We start from the raw sequence: 19,208 nt of genomic DNA, 5'->3' as shown, positions 1-19,208 counted from the left end.
GTGGCAGCACCGTCCCGGCAGGAACCACGGGTTCCTTCCGGGACGGAGCTGTTTAAGACGGAGCTGTTTGTGGGTGAGTGATGCTCGATAGGTCAAGGTCATGCCGGCTGGATGACCCGTCCCAGCACCTGGACCCCGTTCTTCACCGCCGCAGGAGGCGGTAGTGATCCAGGGCTGCGAGTATGGATGGCCCACAGATCCACAGCTGACCAGGGTGTTCCCGGCAAGGGCGGTGCGGTGGAGTGGTAGGTGTGGCCGGTGGGGGTGCGCATTTCGACTGTGTGCCGGAGGCCGGGCAGCGGGAGTGGTTTTGCCGACCAGCCGGGGGTTTCCTTGGTGTGGTTGCAGGCCTCGCAAAGCCCCTGGCCGTTGCCTGCGGTGGTGGTTCCGCCGTTGGCCCAGCTGAGAATGTGGTCGTGGTGGCGGATCGGCGCGTCGCAGTAGGGCGTGCGGCAGGTGTCGTCCCGGACCTGGAGGAACCGTTTGAGCCCGGCCGGGAAGAGCCGCGCCCGGGAGTCCATCGCGACAAGCTCGCCCGTTCCGGGTGCGGTGTAGAGCCGGCGGATCCAGAGGGCCAGGTCCTGCCTGTCATGGACTTCGGTACCGATGCGTTCGGTGTTGAAGAGGAGGGTGCGGGCGGTTTCGGCGGGGATGATGCCGTAGCCGGGGATCCTGGCCGGTTCGCTGTCGCCCTGGAACAGGGCCCGGTCCGTCATCACGACCTGGAGGTCGATACCCGTGATCCCGGCCCGGGTGCCGGTGACGCGTTCGACCAGGGTGTCGGCCATGACCTGCCCCCGGGACCGTTCATCCCCTCCCGCCCGGGCGCCATCGGCCTCCCGGACCAGCACGGCGTAGGCGGCCACACCCTGGGCGACGGGCAGCAGCGCGGTCAGGTACGTCATCGCATCCGGCGCCGGCCGCAACGACACCGTCCGCTCCGTCACCGCATGCGCCGCCCGTCGCGCGACAGACCGGGGGTCACGCCGGTACGCTGCCGCGCGGACGGCGTTGATGATGGCGCGGTCCCCGGCCCCGTCCAGGGCGCCGGTGTCCGCGGCGAGTTCCTCGTCCACCGCCATGCGGTCCTCCACGGTCAGGCAGGCTGTCTCCTTCACGACCAAAGGAGCCTGTCAAGTTGTTTGTGTAAGTGAGGTTGAGTCTTATCGGTTGAGGTAGGGTCCGAGTCTGTCGGGGTAGTTCAGGACGAGGACGCCAAGGGCCTCGCTCCATCCTTGCGTGGCGGTTCCTTCGATGAGTTTGTTGACCGTCTTGGAACGGTTCTCCCGGGCCTTGCCTTCGAGCTTGGCGCGGTCGCTGGCGCGTTTGTCTTCGATGTTGCAAATGGCCAGCCAGAGCAGCTTCACGGCCGCCTGATCGTTGGGAAAATGCCCTCGGTTCTTGATGATCTTGCGCAGCTGGTAGTTCAGCGACTCGATCGCGTTCGTGGTGTAGATGATGCGCCGCACCGGCGGCGGAAAGGCCAGAAAAGGGATGAATTTCTCCCAGCCGTTGCGCCAGGTCCGGACAGTCGCAGGATATTTCCTGCCAAGGTCCGAGGCCTCGAACGCGTCCAGGGCGTCCTGCGCGGCCTCGGCCGTCGGTGCGGTGTAAACCGGCCGCAGCGCGGACGCGACCTTCCTGCGGTCCTGATAGCCGATGAAGCGCTCGAGGCCCGGATCAGGTGCACGACGCAGGTCTGGACGGTCGCGGCCGGCCACGTTACGGCTATGGCCTCGGGGAAACCGGTGAGACCGTCACAGCAGACAATCAGCACGTCCTTCACTCCGCGGTTGGCCAGTTCGGCGCAGACCCCCGCCCAGAACTTCGCACCCTCGGTCGCCTCGACCCAGATGCCCAGGACGTGCTTGATGCCCTCCATGTCCACGCCCACGGCGATGTGCGCGGCACGGTTCTGCACCTGGTGGCCGTCCCGGACCTTGATGACGATCGCGTCCAGATACAGGATCGGATACAGCGGCTCCAGAGGCCGCTTCTGCCATTCCATGACCTCATCCAGAACCGCGTCGGTGATCTTGGAGATCGTCTCGTGTGAAAGCTCGGTCCCAAGCGTCGATTCCAGGTGATGGGCAATATCCCGCACCGTCATTCCGCCGGCGTAAAGGCTGATGATCATGTCATCCAGGCCTCCGGTGCGGCGGGCGCCTTTCGGGACCAGTCGCGGGGTGAACGACCCGTCGCGGTCCCTCGGGACGGCCAGATCCACATCCCCGGCGGAAGTCCCAAGCGTCTTCGGGTATGACCCGTTACGGGAGTTGGGCAGGAAGCGGCCGACCGGATCGCCCTTGTCATAGCCCAGATGCCCGGAGAGCTCGGCCTGCAATCCGCGTTCCAGAGAAACCTTGATCAGCTGTTGGATGAAGCCATCCTTGCCATCGAGCTCCAGCTGGCCTGAATCGATCTGCGCCATCAGCTCATCGAACGCACCAGAAGCCTTCAACGCGTCCATGCTGCCGGCCTCGGCGGCACGACGGGCCAGATCCTCCGCGAGCTCTTCACGGGGTTTCGTCATAGCCACAATGATTCTCCAATCATCCAGCGACTACAGCTCTCCTACACAAACAATCTGACACCCCCGACCAAAGTGGTGCGCCACTCGTTCAGCTGCCCGGACCGGAACGCGGCGAACGTCCGCGGCATCCCCGTCAAGGCTTTCGCCGTACCCAAAAGCCGTCCGCCCTTGGCGGGGGATTCCCGCCGCGCCAGCGCAATCTGGGCAGCCACCCCGGCGCCCTGCTCCTCGGCCGGGACACCGGCCGCGGCCTGGACCCGCCGCTGGAACCCATCAAAGGCGACAGTGATCTCGGCCTGCCGGGCAGCGGCCAGGGACTTCACATCCTCCAGCTGCCGCAACTGGTCAATCATCCCCGGCCCCTCAGGGGCGACAGGCACAGCAGCCAGAACCGCCAAGGCATCGGCGATCGTCGGGACACCACCGCGCCCCGACCACATCCCTGCCAACGCTCCAACCGCTTCCATGAACAAAGTCTTCCAGCAGGGTGTGACAAAAGAGAGGCGCCAGCTTGCTATGTGGAAACCGGGAAGTACCCCTGGATATGGTGCGACGACGGCGCCAGATAGGCGCCGCCGTCGCGGTCTGCCGGACCGGTAGAAGAAGCCTTAGGCCTCCTCGGCGATCACAGCCACTCCGCCGGCAGGCACAATTCCCGAGAAGGCGTCACCTGTCAGCAGGTCCCTTCCCGAAGCCTGCACAGACGCGCCGGAGCGGGTGTGGTTGATGGCGAACAGGAAGCTCCCGCCACCGGCAGCGCGGCGCCGCACCACTTCAACGCCGGGGTCGGCCACGGCGGCGGGTGCGACGCCCGAATCGGCAAGGAGCCGGTCCACCACAGCCTCGATGCCGTCCGGGTCGGGGAAGGTTGCCAGGTACCAGGCAGCGCCCCTGCCCACCGCCCGCCGGGTCAGGGACGGGACGCCCTCCAGGGGGTATTCGGTAAAGGTCTGGATCGTTTCGGCGTCCACCGCGTGCACGTGCTCGCTCCACACTAAGGAGACGGACCCGTCGCTCAGCTTGAGCCGGGAACCCTCGAGCAGGGGATGGAACTCCTCCACCCGCACTCCCAACAGTTCCCGGAAGGCGCTCGGGTAGCCGCCCAGCCGCACGTGGTCCTTCTCGTCCACGATCCCGCTGAAGTAGCTGACCAAAACCGTGGCACCGGACTCAGCCGCCGCGGCTATATTGGCGGCGGCCTCATCGGTCACCGAGTACAGCGTGCAGACGAGCACCAGGTCGTAATCCTCCAGAGGCGCCGATGGGTGCGCCATGTCAACAGCGACGCCCCGCAGGTACAGCGAGCGGTGGAAGGCGCGCAGCAGGTCCAGGTACCGGACGTCGATGCTGGGCTTCGAATCGATCTCGCTGGCCCACCAGGCCTCGTAGTCGAAGACAATGGCGGCCCGGGACTCCACCCGTGAACCGCGGACCGGCTCAAGGAGCTTGAGGGCGGCGCCCAGGTCCACCACCTCGCGCCAGACGCGCGTGTCCCGCCCGCCGTGCGGCACCATGGCGGAGTGGAACTTCTCCGATCCGGCGAAGCTCTGCCGCCACTGGAAGAACATCACGGCATCCGCGCCGCGGGCCACGTGGGCGAGGGAGTTGCGCAGCATTTCGCCGGGCATCTTCGGCTGGTTGCGCGGCTGCCAGTTGACGGCCGACGTCGAATGTTCCATCAGGATCCACGGGTCGCCGCCTGCGATTCCACGGGTGAGGTCCGCGCTGAACGCGAGTTCGACGTGGCGTTCCGGATCCGCGGCCACCAGGTAGTGGTCGTTGGCAATGACGTCCAGGTCCTTGGCCCAGTCAAAGTAGTCCATGGCCTTGGTGGCGCTCGAAGCCATCAGGTTGGTGGTGCACGGAACGTGGGGGGTGACGTCGCGCAGGACGGCCATGAGGCCGCGGTAGTAGTCCATCAGGGCCCAGGAGTTGAACCGCTGGAAGTCCAGCTGCTGGCCGGGGTTCAGTGTGCTGGGTGCGACGCCGGGAGGCAGGATCTCCTCAAACGATGCGTAGTTCTGGCTCCAGAATGCCGTGCCCCACGCCGCGTTCAGCGCCTCGATGCTGCCGTAACGGCGCTCCAGCCAGCCGCGGAATGCTGCCGCGTCCTCCTCGCCGTGGAACTCGGAGACGTGGCAGCCCAGCTCGTTGTCCACGTGCCAGAGTGCCAGTGCCGGGTGGTCTTTGTACCGCTCTGCCAGCGCCAGGGTGATGCCCTTGGCGTAGCGGCGGTAAACGGCCGACGACGGCGTGTAGTGCCGCCGCGAGCCCGGTCCCAGCACCGTTCCGTCAGCCGTGACCGGCAGGATCTCCGGATGCTTGCGGACCAGCCACGCGGGCGGTGCAGCGGTGGCGGTGGCCAGGGCCACCTTGACCCCGATGCCGGCGAGGTTGTCCAGCACCTCGTCGAGCCAGCCGAAATCGTACTGTCCTTCAACAGGCTCCAGCAGTGCCCAGGAGAAAATCCCGACGCTGAGGAAATTCACGCCGGCTTCCTGCATCAGTTCCAGATCCTCCAGCCGGACGCTGACGGGCCACTGCTCCGGGTTGTAGTCGCCGCCGAAGGCGATGCCTTCGATGTTGTTCCAAACGCTGGCCGGGCTGGAAATAGCCGGGATTGTCATGGGACTCCTATGTCTGCTGCGGGGATGGAACCGGGAGGAACATCAGATGTTTGGAAAACGCTTGCCCAAACTCGGGAATGGCTATATTGTATCGTTTCAGAAGCCGTGTAAGCCAGCTCACTACTCACGTTGTAGATGAGATCAGGGATTGCACACATTGAGCAAGGAGGCTCCCGTGATCAACAGAAGGCATTTCCTCACCACCGTCGCAGTCGGCACTGCATCTGCCGGCGTTCTGGCCGCGTGCGGTACCGGGTCCAGCACCTCGGGACAGACCGGTTCCGCCGAAAACCCCGTCACCATCAACTACACCTGGTGGGGCAACGATGACCGCGCCGAGCGCACCCGCAAGGCCATCGCCCTGTTCGAGGAGAAGAACCCGGACATCAAGGTTAACGGCAACTTCACCGACTTCGCCGGCTACTGGCAGAAGCGCGCCACCGAAGCTGCCGGCGGCGGCCTGCCGGACGTCATGCAGTGGGACCTGTCCTACCTGCGCGACTACGGCCAGCGCAACCAGCTCCTTGACCTGAGCACCGTCAACATCAACACGGACGCCTTCGAGAAGTCCCTCCTGCCCTCGGGCCAGATCAAGGGCAAGACCTACGGCATCCCCACCAGCACCAATGCCTTCGCCGTCTACTACGACCCCGCCAAGCTCGCCTCCCTGGGCATCGCCGAGCCGGACGGCAGCTGGACCTACAAGGAGTTCAACGAGTTCCTCACTGAAGTGGGCACCAAGAGCAACGGTGCGATCTTCGGCGGCACCGACTACACCGGCGTCTGGTGGATGTTCAACATCTGGCTGCGCCAGAACAACATCCAGGCCTTCACCGAAGACGGCAAGCTCGGCTTCACCAAGGACGACCTAAAGAAATGGTGGAACCTCACCGCCGACCTTCGCGGCACCGGCGCCATCGTTTCGGAAGAGCGCGTCACCCAGCTGGCACCGAAGTCGCCGTTCGGCTCCAACGTCACCGCCACAGAGGTCACCTGGGACAACTTCATGGCAGGCTACCTCGCGGACAGCGGCGCCAAGGAGCTCAAGCTTGCCCCGGTCCCCTCCGACGACCCGGACAACCTGGGCCTGTTCCTCAAGCCCTCCATGCTGATGGTGGCCAGCGCCAAGACCAAGTTCAAGGACGCCGCTGCCCGCTTCATCGACTTCATGGTCAACGACCCCGAGGTCGGCCAGATCTTCAAAACCTCCCGCGGCGTGCCCGCATCCAAGACCCAGCGCGACGGCACCACCTTCGAGGGCACCGATAAGCTGGTTGTCGATTACGAAAAGTCCATCGAGAAGTACCTCAAGGACGCTCCCGAGCCGCCCATCGTCGGCTTCGGCACGCTTGAAGCCTCCTTCAAGCGCATCGCCTCCGACCTGAACTACGGCAAGCTGGACATCAACGGGGCCACCGACGCCTGGTTCAAGGAAGCCGAAGACCTTATCAAGCAGAACGCCTGATCCAGGCACCCGCCTGATTCTCGCTTCATGACTGACGGATTGAACTCGTGACTCAAAGCCCAACCCTGAGCAGGCGTTCGACGACGTCCGCCCCCGCGCAGCTTCGCAAGTCGAAGCAGCGCGGGGCGGACGCCCGCGCCGGCTACACCTTCCTGCTGCCCTGGCTGCTGGGGTTCATTGCCCTCACCGTTGGGCCGATGATCTCCTCGTTGTACCTGTCCTTCACCAACTACAACCTGTTCGAGCCGCCCAAGTGGATCGGCCTGGACAACTACACCACCCTGTTCCAGGACGAACGGTTCCTGCAGTCGGTGGGCGTGACCGTGGGTTACGTGGTCTTCGGTACCCCGCTGAAGCTCGCGGCCGCGCTGGCGGTGGCCATGCTGCTGAACAGCAAGCGCCGCGGCCAGGGCTTCTACCGTTCCGCGTTCTACGCACCCTCCCTGATCGGCGCGTCCGTGTCCATCGCCATCGTCTGGAAGGCCATGTTCGGCGACTCCGGTCCGGTGGACCAGGGCCTGTCGTTCTTCGGCATCAACCTCGGCGGCTGGGTGGGCAACCCGTCCATGACCATGCCGATGTTCATCCTCCTGACCGTCTGGCAGTTCGGCGCCCCGATGGTGATCTTCCTGGCCGGCCTGAAGCAGATCCCGAACGAACTCTACGAAGCGGCGTCGATGGACGGCGCGGGTCCGGTGCGGAAGTTCTTCAACATCACCTGGCCCATGCTCTCCCCGGTGATCTTCTTCAACCTCCTGATGGAAACCATCCACGCGTTCCAGATCTTCGCCTCGGCCTACATCATTTCCAACGGTGAAGGCGGCCCCGCCGGCTCCACCCTCTTCTACACCCTCTACCTGTACCTGCGCGGCTTCAGCGACTTCCGGATGGGCTACGCCTCGGCAATGGCCTGGCTCCTGGTGATCGTGGTGGGCATCATTACCCTGATCTTCTTCCGCACGTCCAAGTCCTGGGTCCACTACAGCGGTGATGCAAAATGACAACCATGGCAACCCCCACGCAGTCCGCCCCGGACGCCTCCGCCCCGGTCTACAACCCGAAATCGGAGTCAGCGGGCGCGAAGCGGGCCAAGAGCCTGGCCTTCCATGCGGTCGCGCTGCTCCTCACGGCGGTGGTGCTCTACCCCGGCCTGTGGATGATCGCCTCCTCGTTCAAGCCGAACTCCGAGATCGGCGGCGCGAACACGTCGCTGTGGTCCAGCAACTTCAGCTTCGACAACTTCGTCACGGCCATGGACGGCATCGGCGGTGTGTCCACCCTCCAGTTCTTCACCAACTCCCTGGTCCTGGCACTGGGCGCCGTGGTGGGCACCATCCTGTCCGCATCGGTCTCGGCCTACGCATTCGCCCGGATCAAGTTCCCCGGCCGCGGCATCTTCTTCGGCATGATGATCGCCACCCTGCTGCTGCCGTTCCACGTGGTGATCATTCCGCAGTACATCATCTTCCAGCAGCTGGGCCTGGTGGACACCTACATCCCGCTGCTGATCGGCAAGTTCCTGGCCGCGGACGCGTTCTTCGTCTTCCTGATGGTCCAGTTCATGCGGAACCTGCCCGCCGAACTGGACGAGGCGGCACGGATCGACGGCGCCGGGCACGTCCGGATCTTCACCTCCATCATGCTCCCGCTGATGAAGCCGGCCCTGATCTCCACCTCGATCTTCTCCTTCATCTGGAGCTGGAACGACTTCCTGGGGCCGCTGCTCTACCTGAACACCCCGGAAAAGTACCCGTTGCCGCTGGCCCTGCGGCTCTTCGTGGACCAGACCCAGTCCTCGGACTACGGTGCCATGATCGCGATGTCCGTCCTGGCCCTACTCCCGGTCCTGATCTTCTTCCTGATCTTCCAGCGGTACATTGTTGAAGGCGTTTCCACCCAGGGCCTCAAGGGCTGACGGAGACAGGAATGAGCATCATGGACAGCACCACCCCCGCATCCAGCCACCACCAGCCCATTCCGGTGAACCGGTTCGCCCTGTTCTCCGAGACCCTCCTGGCAGGGCTGCTGGTGCTGGCGCTGTCCCTTCCGCTGGTCACCATCCCCGCCGCCTACGCGGCGGGGATCGCCCACCTGGAACGGCACCTCGCCGGCCGCGACGATTCCGTCCGCGGCCTCTGGGGCACCTTCCGCGCTGCCCTGCCCGGCAGCTGGAAGCTCGGCCTGCTCACCGCGGCGGCCGCCGTCGTGATTGTCCTTAACCTGCTGCTGGCCTGGGTGGGCCAGCTGCCCGGCCGGGAAGTGGTCCTGCCGGCAACGCTGCTCCTGGCCGGCTGCGGTGCCATCCTGCTGCTGCGCACCACCGCCGCCTGGTCGGACACTGCCGGTACGGGCACCGACGCGGGAGGCGCCTGGCGCTCCGCGCTGGAAACCGGAAAAGCGCTGTCCCTCCAGGACTGGACCGGCTCGCTCCTGCTGGCCGCGGCCCTCTTCGGCGCCGTGGTCTTCGTCTGGATGCTGGTGGCACTGTTCGTCGTGGTTCCCGGCACACTGATCCTCGCCGCCGCCGCAGTGAAACTCCGCTCACACCGGGCCTGACGGCCCCCTCCAACGCCCTTCCGGCGCCGGCCTCCCGCCGGCGCCGGAACTATTTCCCCGTCTTCCCAGATATTGAGTTGAGTCCCCGACGTGCCTTCCGAGCGCCAGCGTTCCGAACAGTCCACCCGCCCGCCTGAAAGTGCCGCCCGCTGGTACCACCCGCTGAAGCAGCACAACTACCGGCTCTTCCTGGGCATGCAGCTGGCGGGAAGCGTCGGCGTCTGGATGCAGCGGCTGGCCCAGGACTGGCTGGTGCTCCAGCTGACCGCGAGCCCCGCGGCCGTGGGCGTCGCCGTCGCCCTGCAGTTCCTGCCCATGCTGGTGGTGGGACCCCTCGCCGGGCTGGTTGTGGACCTCTTCCCCAAGCGCCGGATCATGATGGTCTGCCAGTCCGTGATCGTGCTGCTCGCCCTGGGCCTGGCAGCCTGGGTGGCCAGCGGAGCCATCACCGTCTGGGCTGTATACGCAAGCTGCGTTGCGCTGGGGATCACCGCCGCCATCGACCAGCCCGCGCGGCAGGTGTTCGTGAACGAGGTGGTGGGCGACGCCGCCCTCCGGCCTGCCATCGGCCTGAACAACGCGCTGGCGCAGCTTGGCGCCATGGCCGGACCTGCCCTTAGCGGCGTGCTCATCGCCCAGGCCGGCCCGGCCGCTGCCTTCGCTGCCAACGCCCTGACCGGCGTGCTGGTGCTGGGGCTGATCATCGGCATGCGGGCCTCGGAACTTCATCCCGGCACTCCCGCCCAACGGGGCCGCGGGCAGCTGCTCGCGGGCTTCCGCTACGTCCGGGACCGGCCGCGCCTGCTGCTCCTGATCCTGCTGGCCGGGCTCCTGGGTGCCTTCGGCATGAACGGGCCCGTGGTCCTGGCAGCCTTCGCGGACCGGGTCTGGCACAACGGCGTGGAGGGCTTTGGCCTGTTCAATACCGTCAGCGCCGTCGGTGCCCTCGCCGGTGCCCTGCTCGCTGCCCGGCTGAAGAACATGGGACGCAAGGGCATTGTGGCGTCGGCCGGCCTTTTCGGGCTGTCCCAGCTGCTGGCTGCCCTGATGCCCAACCTGCTGCTCTTCACGGCCATGCTGGTGGTGGTGGGCCTCATGACGCTCCTCTTCCTCACCAGCGCCGCCACCGCGGTCCAGCTCGAGGCCGGCCCGGCCATCCGCGGCCGGGTCATGGCGCTGTACCTGCCGCTGCTCCTCGGCGGGCATGCCCTGGGCGGGCTCCTCGCCGGCTGGCTGACGGAACAGTTCGGAGTGCGCGCCGGTCTGGTGGTGACGGGCGGGCTGGGCATGCTGTCCGCCGCCGTCGTGGGCCTGCTGCTGTGGCTTCATGCCAGGCGCTCCCGCACGGCGTAAGACTGCACCCCAGGCCTTCCGCCGGTGCTGGCTCCGGGGTTATCGGGCGGGCTGCGTCCTGATGGTCCCGGCGGTTTTAGCCCGCCGGGAGGGAACCATTAGGACGCAGGAAGGGCGAATGGGGTGGGGGAGGACCCGGCCCACGGCAGGCCGAGTTCGCTGAAGGTGGCATGCTGCCGGCCGGCGCGTTCCAGCGCGTCTTCGATGCCCGTCACTACCGCGTGGGCTGCTTCGCCGTTACCCTCCCACCGGACGTAGGCGCCGTCGATGGGGGCCGGTTCCGGTGCGGTGCGGATGGCTTCCAGGACCAGCATGAAGGCGCCGCTGTCCACGGCCGAGCTGAGCAGGGGAACGCCGCGGTTACGGTGCGCCAGCAGGTTCTCGGTGAGGTCGTCCCGGCCGTAGGTTTCCTCTGTGCGCCCGGACACCGTTTCGATGGCGAGGCGGTCCTCGGTGTAGTGGAAAACCGCGGTTCCTTCGGATCCCTGGAGCGTCACGTACGGCTCCACGGACTCGGTGGCACAAATGGTGAGGACGCAGGTGATGGGCAGGCCGAATGCGGTGCGGATCCGGATCACCGAGGTGTCGTCCGATTCGATGTCGTTGGCTCGGTACAGTTCAGTTTCCACGGACGCCACATCCGCCGTGGTGCGGGCCCCGGCAATCCGCAGGGCGGTTGCCACGGCATGGGCCAGGGGATTTGTGGCCACGCCGTCCACCACGTCCACGCCGTTGATGCTGCGCTTACCCGCCCAGCGCGACCGCTTGTAGTAGGCCCTGTCGCGCACCCAGCGGCCGGTGGCCGAGATGCCCTGCAGGGTGCCGATCGTGCCGGCCGCCACCAACTCTTCGATGGCACGCAGGGCGTGTGAGCCGAGGCTTTGGAACCCTATCTGGACGCTCCTGCCCGAGGAGGCGGCGGCGTCAAGGAGGGTGTAGTAGTCGGCGAGCGAGGCCACCGGCGGCTTTTCCAGGTAGAGGTCGGCTTCCGTGGCCAGGGCGGCGAGTGCCAGCGGGGCATGGGTCTGGATGGGCGTTGCAACGATGATCACGTCCAGGTTCCGGGTGTCCGCCAGCAGTTCACTGAGCCCGGGAAAGACAACGGCCGACGCCGGCACGGACCCGGGTGCCGGCGGTTGCGGGTCCGCCACGGCCACGAGGTCGACGGCGCCCGCCGCCTGGAGGCGTTCAAGGTTGCGGAGGTGGTGGGTGCCAAAGCCGTGGACACCTACCAGGGCAACACGGGCGGGTGCACTGTTCTCGCCGGCAGCGGCGGTGGAAGGCAGTACTCCGGGGGCCGGCGTTCCTTCCAATGCGTCCGGCGCGCGGGTGCCAGCTGGCGTTCCCATGGTTCTCCATTCCGCCCGAGGGCATGGCTCGTTGGCTTTCGATGGTGGGATTGCGGCAAGCGCTTTCCACCTTCAAGTGTGCGGCATCCCTCCCGCCGGCGTCCAGTAATGTAACGATTCAAAATATTGATTGACCGACCTCCACCGGCTGGTCTAGTTTCTGCAGAAACCGATTACCTGCACCAACCGCGCACTTGCGCTATCACTTTTGGTCCCCAAAGAGGGGATATAGGAACCAGTACTGATAGGGCAACGGGGTCAGACCAGAAAGACACCATGAAAATCCTGCTCGCCGGAGACTCAACCGTCGCCAACTGCCCCACGCAAGAATTCCCCATGAGCGGATGGGGAGGGCGCCTTGCGCCACTCACGCACACCTGGGCAGCCGTGCACAACTTCGCCAAGGGCGGGGCCAGCACCGAGTCCTTCCGGGACGAGGGATTGTGGGACAGCCTGTTGGCCGAGGCCGGCGAAGGCGACCTGGTGCTCATCCAGTTCGGCCACAACGACCAGAAAAAGCCGCACCTGGCGGCCCGCACCGGCTACGCCGCCAACCTGCGCACCATGGTCCGAGGTGCGGGAAAGGGGCGCGGCTCCGGTGCTGTGCACCTCCGTGGAGCGGCGGCACTTCCTGGACGGGCCGGCGTCGGACGCTGTCCTTGAGGAAAGCCTGGAGGACTATCCGGAGGTGGTCCGGGAGATTGCCCGGGATCTGGGAGTCGCCCTGATCGACCTCAACAGCTGGACGCGAAGCCTGTACGTGGGGCTGGGCCGCGGCGCATCCATCAGCCTGTTCTGCCACTTCGGCCCGGGCGAGCACGCCCACTGGCCGGACGGCCTCACGGACAACACCCACTTTTCACAGAAGGGCGCCTCCCTGGTGGCTGGGGAAGTTGCCCGGCAGCTGGCGCGCCTGGGCTTTGGCCCCGGTGCCGCCTCTCCGGCGCGGCCGCACGGCGCACGGCTTACGACGGCGGCCCGGGCCTGAGCGCCTTGTGATGCCCGCTTCCGAAGGTTCCTGCTGCCCGGCCCCTTCGGACGTGCGGCGCCTTACCCGGCGGCGGGTGACGCTGTGCTTTGCCGCACCACCAGCTCCGGGGTGAACACCACGGAGCGGTGTATGGGGTTCTGCGACTCCACCTCTTCGGTCAGCAGCTCAATGGCGGTACGCCCCAGCGCCTCGGTGGGCTGCCGGATGGAGGAGAGCGGAACCACGGCGGAGACGGCGAAGTCGATGTCGTCATAGCCGATCAGCGCAACGTCCTCGGGAATCCGGAACGTGTGGGTCATGGTCAGCGACTGCATGACACCCAGGGCCAGGAGGTCGTTCGCGCAGAAGATGCCCTCCGGCAGAGCGTCCCTGCCGCGTTCAATCAGCATGTTGCCCACGCTCCGGCCCGCCAGGACGGTCATGCCCTCCGAGGTCAGCACCTCAAGCGTCGCGCCCGGCTCCTCCTTCACCGCTCGCTCGGCACCCTGCAGGCGGTCGGCCACCTGGCGGATGGAGGTGGCACCACCCACGAAGGCCAGGCGACGGCGGCCGGTGTCCAGCAGGTGCCGTGCTGCCAGGTACCCGCCGGCGTCGTCGTCCACCGCAACGGAACTGAACTTTGACTCGTCGGCGAGGCGGTCCACCAGAACGGTGGGCACGCCGCGCTCCCGCAGCAGGTCCAGCCGCTCGGTCACATCGCCCACGGGGGAGATCAGCAGGCCCTGGACCCGCTGCTCCTGGAACAGGTCGATGTAGTTGGCCTCCCGGCCGGCGTCGTGGCCGCTGTCGCCCAGGAGTACCGCGCTGCCGTGGAGGGCCGCGGCGTCCTCGGCCGCCCTGACCACCGAGGTGAAGAAGGGGTTGCCGACGTCCAGGACAATGAGGCCCACGGTGCGGCTGTGGCCGGCCCGGAGCTGCCGTGCGGCGTCATTCCGGATGAACCCAAGCTCGTCAATGGCCTTCAGTACGCGTTCCTTGGTGCGCTGCGACACCCGGTCCGGGTAGTTCAGCACATTCGAGACGGTTCCTACCGCCACGCTGGCGTGCGTGGCGACGTCCTTGATGCTGGCTGAGCGGTTCATGATTCTCCGTGCTGGTGGTCCGCGTGCGCTGCCTTCCGGTCCACGAATGGCCGAACCGGAATGCTTGACACCTACTCAGAATCAAGAGTACTTTGAATCGTAACAATGAAACGATTCAAAGTTGTGCGAGTTCAGGAGAGTTCCAGATGAGGGTGTGCTTCCGCTCTTCGATCAAGCCGGAATTGATCGACGAATACAAGCGGCGCCACGCCGCCGTGTGGCCGGAGATGCTCCGTGCCCTGAAGGATGCGGGCTGGAACAACTACTCCCTGTTCCTGGGGGAGGATGGGCTCCTGGTGGGCTACGTGGAGTGCGACGACTTCGAGGCCGCCCGGGCACGCATGGCCCTCACCGACATCAACGCCCGCTGGCAGGCGGAAATGGCAACGCTGTTCGAAAACTCCGGCCAGGCGCCCGATGAGGGGTTCCAGGTCCTGGAGGAAGTCTTCAACCTTGACAGCCAGCTCGGGGCAGCAGGAACACCCGCTTCCTGAACCGCCGCAACCGGCAGCCCCACAGCTGCACCCCAACAGACCACAGAACAAGACACCGGAAAGAACCATCATGAATGACGTAGCAACGGCGCTGGGCAGGCTCGGGGAGCTTGCCATCGAGGTCCCCTCGTGGGCCTATGGAAACTCGGGCACGCGGTTCAAGGTGTTCGGCACGCCCGGCACGCCGCGGACCGTACAGGAGAAGCTGGCTGATGCCGCGAAGGTCCACGAGCTGACGGGCCTGGCGCCCACGGTGGCACTGCACATCCCGTGGGACAAGGTGGACGACTACGCCGCCCTGAAGGAATACGCGGCCGGCCTGGGCGTGGGCCTGGGCACGATCAACTCCAATACGTTCCAGGACGACGAGTACAAGTTCGGGTCGCTGACCTCATCCAACGAGGCAGTCCGCCGCCGGGCCATCGAGCACCACCTGGACTGCATCGAGATCATGCACGCCACCGGGTCGAAGGACCTGAAGATCTGGCTGGCGGACGGCACCAATTACCCGGGCCAGGACGACATGCGCGGCCGCCAGGACCGTCTCGCCGAGTCGCTGCAGGAAATCTACGCAGCCCTGGGCGATGAGCAGCGCCTGGTGCTGGAGTACAAGTTCTTCGAGCCGGCTTTCTACCACACCGACGTTCCCGACTGGGGCACTTCCTACGCCCAGACCCTGGCCCTTGGCGAGAAGGCGTTCGTCTGCCTGGACACCGGCCACCACGCCCCGGGCACCAACATCGAGTTCATCGTGATGCAGCTGCTGCGCCTGGGCAAGCTGGGTTCCTTCGACTTCAACTCCCGCTTCTACGCCGACGACGACCTGATCGTCGGTGCCGCGGACCCGTTCCAGCTCTTCCGCATCATGCACGAGGTGATCCGTGGCGGCGGTTACGGCAAGGACTCCGGTGTGGCTCTGATGCTGGACCAGTGCCACAACCTGGAGGAGAAGATTCCTGGCCAGATCCGCTCGGTGCTGAACGTCCAGGAAATGACCGCCCGTGCATTGCTGGTGGACACCGCAGCCCTGACGGAGGCCCAGCGCGCCGGGGATGTCCTGGCAGCGAACGCTGTGTTCAACGACGCGTTCTACACCGACGTCCGCCCGGTCCTGGCCGAGTGGCGTGAATCCCGCGGCCTGCCCGCGGACCCGCTGGCCGCGTTCAAGGCCAGCGGCTACCAGAAAAAGATCAACGAGGACCGCGTGGGCGGCCAGCAAGCCGGATGGGGCGCATAAGAAGCATGAACAAGACTGTTGAAGACCTGATTTCACGCTCCAACCGCCTGGGCGCGGACAAGCGGAACACCAACTTTGCCGGCGGCAACACCTCCGCCAAGGGCACTGAGAAGGACCCGGTCACGGGCGAGGACGTCCAGCTGCTCTGGGTCAAGGGCTCCGGCGGGGACCTGGGCACGCTGAAGGCCGAAAACCTCGCGGTGCTGAGGCTGGACCGGCTGAACGCCCTGAAGAACGTCTACCCCGGTGTTGACCGCGAGGACGAGATGGTGGCGGCCTTCGATTACTGCCTGCACGGCAAGGGCGGCGCCGCCCCCTCAATCGATACCGCCATGCACGGGCTGGTGGACGCCGCGCACGTGGACCACCTGCACCCGGACTCCGGCATTGCCATTGCGACGGCGGTGGACGGCGAAGCGCTGACCACCAAGATCTTCGGCAACAAGGTGGTGTGGGTGCCCTGGCGCCGCCCCGGATTCCAGCTGGGCCTGGACATTGCAGCCATCAAGGACGCCAACCCGCAGGCCATCGGCACCATCCTGGGCGGCCATGGCATCACGGCCTGGGGCGCCACCAGCGAGGAAGCCGAGCAGAATTCGCTCTGGATCATCGAGCAGGCCGAGAAGTACATCAAAGAGAACGGCAAGGCCGAGCCCTTCGGGCCCAAGTTGCCCGGCTACGGGGCGCTCCCGGAGGCGGAGCGCCGTGCCAAGGCCGCGGCCCTGGCACCCGTGATCCGCGGCCTGGCCTCCACGGACAAGCCGCAGCTGGGGCACTTCAGCGATGACGCCGTCGTCCTGGACTTCCTCGAAGCTGCCGAGCACCCGCGCCTGGGCGCTCTGGGCACCTCCTGCCCGGACCACTTCCTGCGCACCAAGGTCAAGCCGCTGATCCTGGACCTGCCCGCCGACGCCTCCATCGAGGACTCCATCGCCCGGCTGCACGAGCTGCACGCCGACTACCGCGAGGACTACCAGGCCTACTACGACCGCCACGCGGACCAGGACAGCCCGGCCCTGCGCGGCGCCGACCCGGCCATCGTGCTGGTCCCCGGCGTGGGCATGTTCTCCTTCGGGGCGAACAAGCAGACCGCCCGCGTGGCCGGCGAGTTCTATATCAATGCCATCAACGTGATGCGCAGCGCCGAAGCCATCTCCACCTACGCTCCGATCGAGGAATCCGAGAAGTTCCGGATCGAGTACTGGGCGCTGGAGGAAGCCAAGCTGGCCCGGATGCCCAAGCCCAAGTCGCACGCCACCCGCATCGCTTTGGTGACAGGTGCGGCGTCGGGCATCGGCAAGGCCATCGCCACCCGCCTCGCCGCGGAAGGCGCCTGCGTGGTCATCGCCGACCTCAACCTTGAGAACGCGCAGAAGGTGGCCGAGGAACTCGGCGGCCCGGATGTCGCCGTCGGCGTCCAGGCCGACGTGACCGACGAAGCCCAGGTTGCGGCAGCCATCGACGCCGCCGTCCTGGCCTTCGGCGGCGTGGACCTGGTGGTCAACAATGCCGGCCTGTCCATTTCCAAGCCGCTGCTGGAAACCACCGTAAAGGACTGGGACCTGCAGCACAACGTCATGGCCAAGGGCTCCTTCCTGGTGGCCAAGGCCGCCGCCAAGGTCATGATCGCGCAGGGGCTGGGCGGGGACATCATCTACATCTCCTCCAAGAACTCCGTGTTCGCCGGTCCCAACAACATCGCCTACTCCGCCACCAAGGCAGACCAGGCCCACCAGGTGCGCCTGCTCGCCGCCGAACTGGGCGAGCACGGCATCCGCGTCAACGGCATCAACCCCGACGGCGTGGTCCGCGGCTCAGGGATCTTCGCCGGCGGCTGGGGCGCCAAGCGCGCCGCGGTCTATGGCGTGGACGAGGAGAAACTGGGCGAGTACTACGCCCAGCGCACCCTGCTCAAGCGCGAGGTCCTGCCCGAGCACGTGGCCAACGCCGCCGCAGTGCTCACCAGCAACGAACTGTCCCACACCACCGGCCTGCACATCCCCGTGGACGCCGGAGTGGCGGCAGCCTTCCTGCGATGAACGGGCACGCTTCGACGGTCGACGGCGGCGTGTTCGCCGCCGTCGACATCGGCGCCTCCTCCGGCCGGGTCATCCTGGGCCGGGTGGGCAGCGACGGGGTGCAGCTCGAGGTGGTCCACCGCTTCCCCAACGGCGTGGTGGAGATCGACGGCGGCCTCCGCTGGAACTTCGACGCCCTCTTCGCGGAGGTGCTTGAGGGGCTCCGGGCAGCGGCGACCGTCGCTGCGGTGCAGGGCGAAAGAATCGCCAGCATCGGCATCGACACCTGGGCCGTGGACTACGGGCTGGTCAACACGGCCGGGGAACTCACGGCCCAGCCGTTCAGCTACCGCGACGACCGCAGCCGCGCCGCCGTCGAGCCGGTCCACCGGAAACTCGACCCCGCCCGGCTCTACGCCACCACCGGGCTGCAGTTCCTGCAGTTCAACACCATCTACCAGCTCGCCGCCGAGAAGGACCTGGACGGGCTGCAGGCGCTGCTCATCCCGGACCTGATCGCCTTCCTCCTCACCGGGGTCCGGCGGACCGAGGCCACCAACGCCTCCACCACCGGGCTGTTCGACGCGGTGGCGGGGGAGTGGGCCACGGAATTCCTCTCCGCCCTGGGCCTGCGGCGGGACCTCTTCCCGCCGCTGATCCAGCCTGGAGAGACGTTCGGAGCACTGCTCCCGGACGTCGCGTCCGCCGTCGGGCTGCCTCGAGACACGAAGGTGGTGGCGGTCGGCTCGCACGACACCGCGTCCGCCGTCGCCGCGGTCCCGGCCCGGGAAGACGATTTCGCTTACATCTCCTCGGGCACCTGGTCCCTGGTGGGCCTCGAGCTCAAGCATCCGGTGCTCACCGAAGCCAGCCGCGAGGCGAACTTCACCAACGAACGCGGCGTGGACGGCACCATCCGCTACCTCCGCAACATGGGCGGCCTCTGGCTGCTCAGCGAATGCCAGCGGACATGGGCCGCGGAAGGATTCCGTCCAGAGCTTCCCGCGCTGCTCCAGGCTGCCGCGGCGCTGCCGCCGGGCGGGCCTCAGATCAACCCGGACGATCCCTACTTCATCGCCCCGGACAACATGCCCGAGCGCATCCGGGCCGCTGTCCGCCTGACCGGCGACGTGCTGATCGACGATCCGGCAGCCATCACCCGCTGCATCATGGACAGCCTCGCCACCGGCTATGCCAGGACCATCCGCGACGCCGAGAAGCTCGCGGACCGTTCCGTGGAGATGGTGCACGTGGTGGGCGGCGGCTCGCAGAACCAGTTGCTCTGCCAGCTCACGGCCGATGTGACGGGCCGGAAAGTGGTGGCCGGACCGGTGGAGGCCACTGCCCTGGGCAACGTCCTGGTCCAAGCGCGGGCGGCCGGCGCTGTGACCGGCGGCCTGGCCGAACTGCGCGCCCTGGTGGCGGCCGGCAGCCCGCTCCAGGTCTTCACCCCGCAGCTCACCAGGCTGTAGCGATCCCTCCAGCAAACAGGAGCCACGGATT

Annotated in this window: 14 protein-coding genes and 3 pseudogenes; 11 read left to right on the top strand and 6 right to left on the bottom strand. The window is 66.6% G+C overall.

Annotation, left to right across the window (positions count from 1 at the left end; genetic code table 11):
- Window positions 1-98 precede the first annotated feature (98 nt).
- The 4 genes and pseudogenes from ACJJV6_RS04260 to ACJJV6_RS04245 form a co-directional block, all read right to left on the bottom strand.
- Window positions 99-1,133: pseudogene (locus ACJJV6_RS04260) on the bottom strand (HNH endonuclease); the annotation flags it as partial.
- Between the two features lie 30 nt (window positions 1,134-1,163).
- Window positions 1,164-2,470: pseudogene (locus ACJJV6_RS04255) on the bottom strand (IS256 family transposase).
- 128 nt (window positions 2,471-2,598) lie between these two features.
- Window positions 2,599-2,886, bottom strand: a pseudogene (locus ACJJV6_RS04250) (HNH endonuclease); the annotation flags it as partial.
- Window positions 2,887-3,141: 255 nt separating this feature from the next.
- Entirely contained in the window at window positions 3,142-5,160 is a 2,019-nt protein-coding gene (locus tag ACJJV6_RS04245; protein WP_009356693.1) for a beta-galactosidase, read from the bottom strand.
- Between the two features lie 175 nt (window positions 5,161-5,335).
- On the opposite strand from ACJJV6_RS04245, the gene ACJJV6_RS04240 reads away from it, so the two are divergent.
- The 5 genes from ACJJV6_RS04240 (at window position 5,336) to ACJJV6_RS04220 (ending at window position 10,534) form a co-directional block, all read left to right on the top strand.
- Window positions 5,336-6,625: an ABC transporter substrate-binding protein gene (locus ACJJV6_RS04240; protein ID WP_009356692.1), complete on the top strand. Its 1,290-nt coding sequence runs from the start codon at window positions 5,336-5,338 to the stop codon at window positions 6,623-6,625.
- A 47-nt stretch (window positions 6,626-6,672) separates the two neighbouring features.
- Entirely contained in the window at window positions 6,673-7,626 is a 954-nt protein-coding gene (locus tag ACJJV6_RS04235; protein WP_009356691.1) for a carbohydrate ABC transporter permease, read from the top strand.
- Complete coding sequence (locus tag ACJJV6_RS04230; protein ID WP_009356690.1) at window positions 7,623-8,540, top strand: carbohydrate ABC transporter permease; 918 nt, start codon at window positions 7,623-7,625, stop codon at window positions 8,538-8,540. The genes ACJJV6_RS04235 and ACJJV6_RS04230 overlap by 4 nt, the downstream gene beginning before the upstream one ends.
- An 11-nt stretch (window positions 8,541-8,551) precedes the next feature.
- The gene (locus ACJJV6_RS04225; protein WP_009356689.1) at window positions 8,552-9,181 is read left to right on the top strand and encodes a hypothetical protein; all 630 of its coding nucleotides are present in this window, start codon (window positions 8,552-8,554) and stop codon (window positions 9,179-9,181) included.
- 90 nt (window positions 9,182-9,271) lie between these two features.
- Window positions 9,272-10,534, top strand: coding sequence for an MFS transporter (locus ACJJV6_RS04220; protein WP_009356688.1), 1,263 nt, complete (start codon window positions 9,272-9,274; stop codon window positions 10,532-10,534).
- Window positions 10,535-10,632: 98 nt separating this feature from the next.
- Here ACJJV6_RS04220 and ACJJV6_RS04215 read toward each other — a convergent pair whose 3' ends face one another.
- Window positions 10,633-11,883 carry a Gfo/Idh/MocA family oxidoreductase gene (locus ACJJV6_RS04215; protein WP_354175936.1) on the bottom strand — a complete coding sequence of 417 codons (1,251 nt, stop codon included), beginning with the start codon at window positions 11,881-11,883 and terminating at the stop codon, window positions 10,633-10,635.
- 276 nt (window positions 11,884-12,159) lie between these two features.
- Here ACJJV6_RS04215 and ACJJV6_RS04210 point away from each other — a divergent pair, with 276 nt between their 5' ends.
- Both ACJJV6_RS04210 and ACJJV6_RS04205 read left to right on the top strand, forming a co-directional pair.
- Window positions 12,160-12,546, top strand: a complete 387-nt coding sequence (locus tag ACJJV6_RS04210) for a GDSL-type esterase/lipase family protein (RefSeq protein ID WP_407710012.1) — start codon at window positions 12,160-12,162, stop codon at window positions 12,544-12,546.
- The gene (locus ACJJV6_RS04205; protein WP_407710011.1) at window positions 12,482-12,871 is read left to right on the top strand and encodes a hypothetical protein; all 390 of its coding nucleotides are present in this window, start codon (window positions 12,482-12,484) and stop codon (window positions 12,869-12,871) included. The genes ACJJV6_RS04210 and ACJJV6_RS04205 overlap by 65 nt, the downstream gene beginning before the upstream one ends.
- A gap of 62 nt (window positions 12,872-12,933) precedes the next feature.
- Here the strand turns inward: ACJJV6_RS04205 and ACJJV6_RS04200 are convergent, their stop codons facing one another.
- On the bottom strand, window positions 12,934-13,956 hold the full coding sequence (locus tag ACJJV6_RS04200) for a LacI family DNA-binding transcriptional regulator (RefSeq protein ID WP_009356686.1): 1,023 nt from the start codon (window positions 13,954-13,956) through the stop codon (window positions 12,934-12,936).
- Between the two features lie 146 nt (window positions 13,957-14,102).
- Between ACJJV6_RS04200 and ACJJV6_RS04195 the strand changes: the two genes are divergently transcribed.
- The 4 genes from ACJJV6_RS04195 to ACJJV6_RS04180 all read left to right on the top strand — a co-directional run bounded on the left by ACJJV6_RS04195 (window position 14,103) and on the right by ACJJV6_RS04180 (window position 19,177).
- Window positions 14,103-14,450 carry an L-rhamnose mutarotase gene (locus ACJJV6_RS04195; protein ID WP_009356685.1) on the top strand — a complete coding sequence of 116 codons (348 nt, stop codon included), beginning with the start codon at window positions 14,103-14,105 and terminating at the stop codon, window positions 14,448-14,450.
- 70 nt (window positions 14,451-14,520) lie between these two features.
- A complete protein-coding gene (gene rhaI, locus ACJJV6_RS04190; RefSeq protein ID WP_354175934.1) occupies window positions 14,521-15,687 on the top strand; it encodes an L-rhamnose isomerase in 1,167 nt (388 codons plus the stop codon).
- A 5-nt stretch (window positions 15,688-15,692) separates the two neighbouring features.
- Window positions 15,693-17,726: a bifunctional aldolase/short-chain dehydrogenase gene (locus ACJJV6_RS04185; protein ID WP_354175933.1), complete on the top strand. Its 2,034-nt coding sequence runs from the start codon at window positions 15,693-15,695 to the stop codon at window positions 17,724-17,726.
- Window positions 17,723-19,177, top strand: coding sequence for a rhamnulokinase family protein (locus ACJJV6_RS04180; protein WP_009356684.1), 1,455 nt, complete (start codon window positions 17,723-17,725; stop codon window positions 19,175-19,177). Before ACJJV6_RS04185 ends, ACJJV6_RS04180 begins: the two co-directional genes overlap by 4 nt.
- Window positions 19,178-19,208 lie beyond the last annotated feature (31 nt).

This window comes from Arthrobacter nitrophenolicus, assembly GCF_045833485.1.
Lineage (GTDB): Bacteria > Actinomycetota > Actinomycetes > Actinomycetales > Micrococcaceae > Arthrobacter > Arthrobacter nitrophenolicus.
This window is presented reverse-complemented; position numbering and strand designations above follow the sequence as displayed.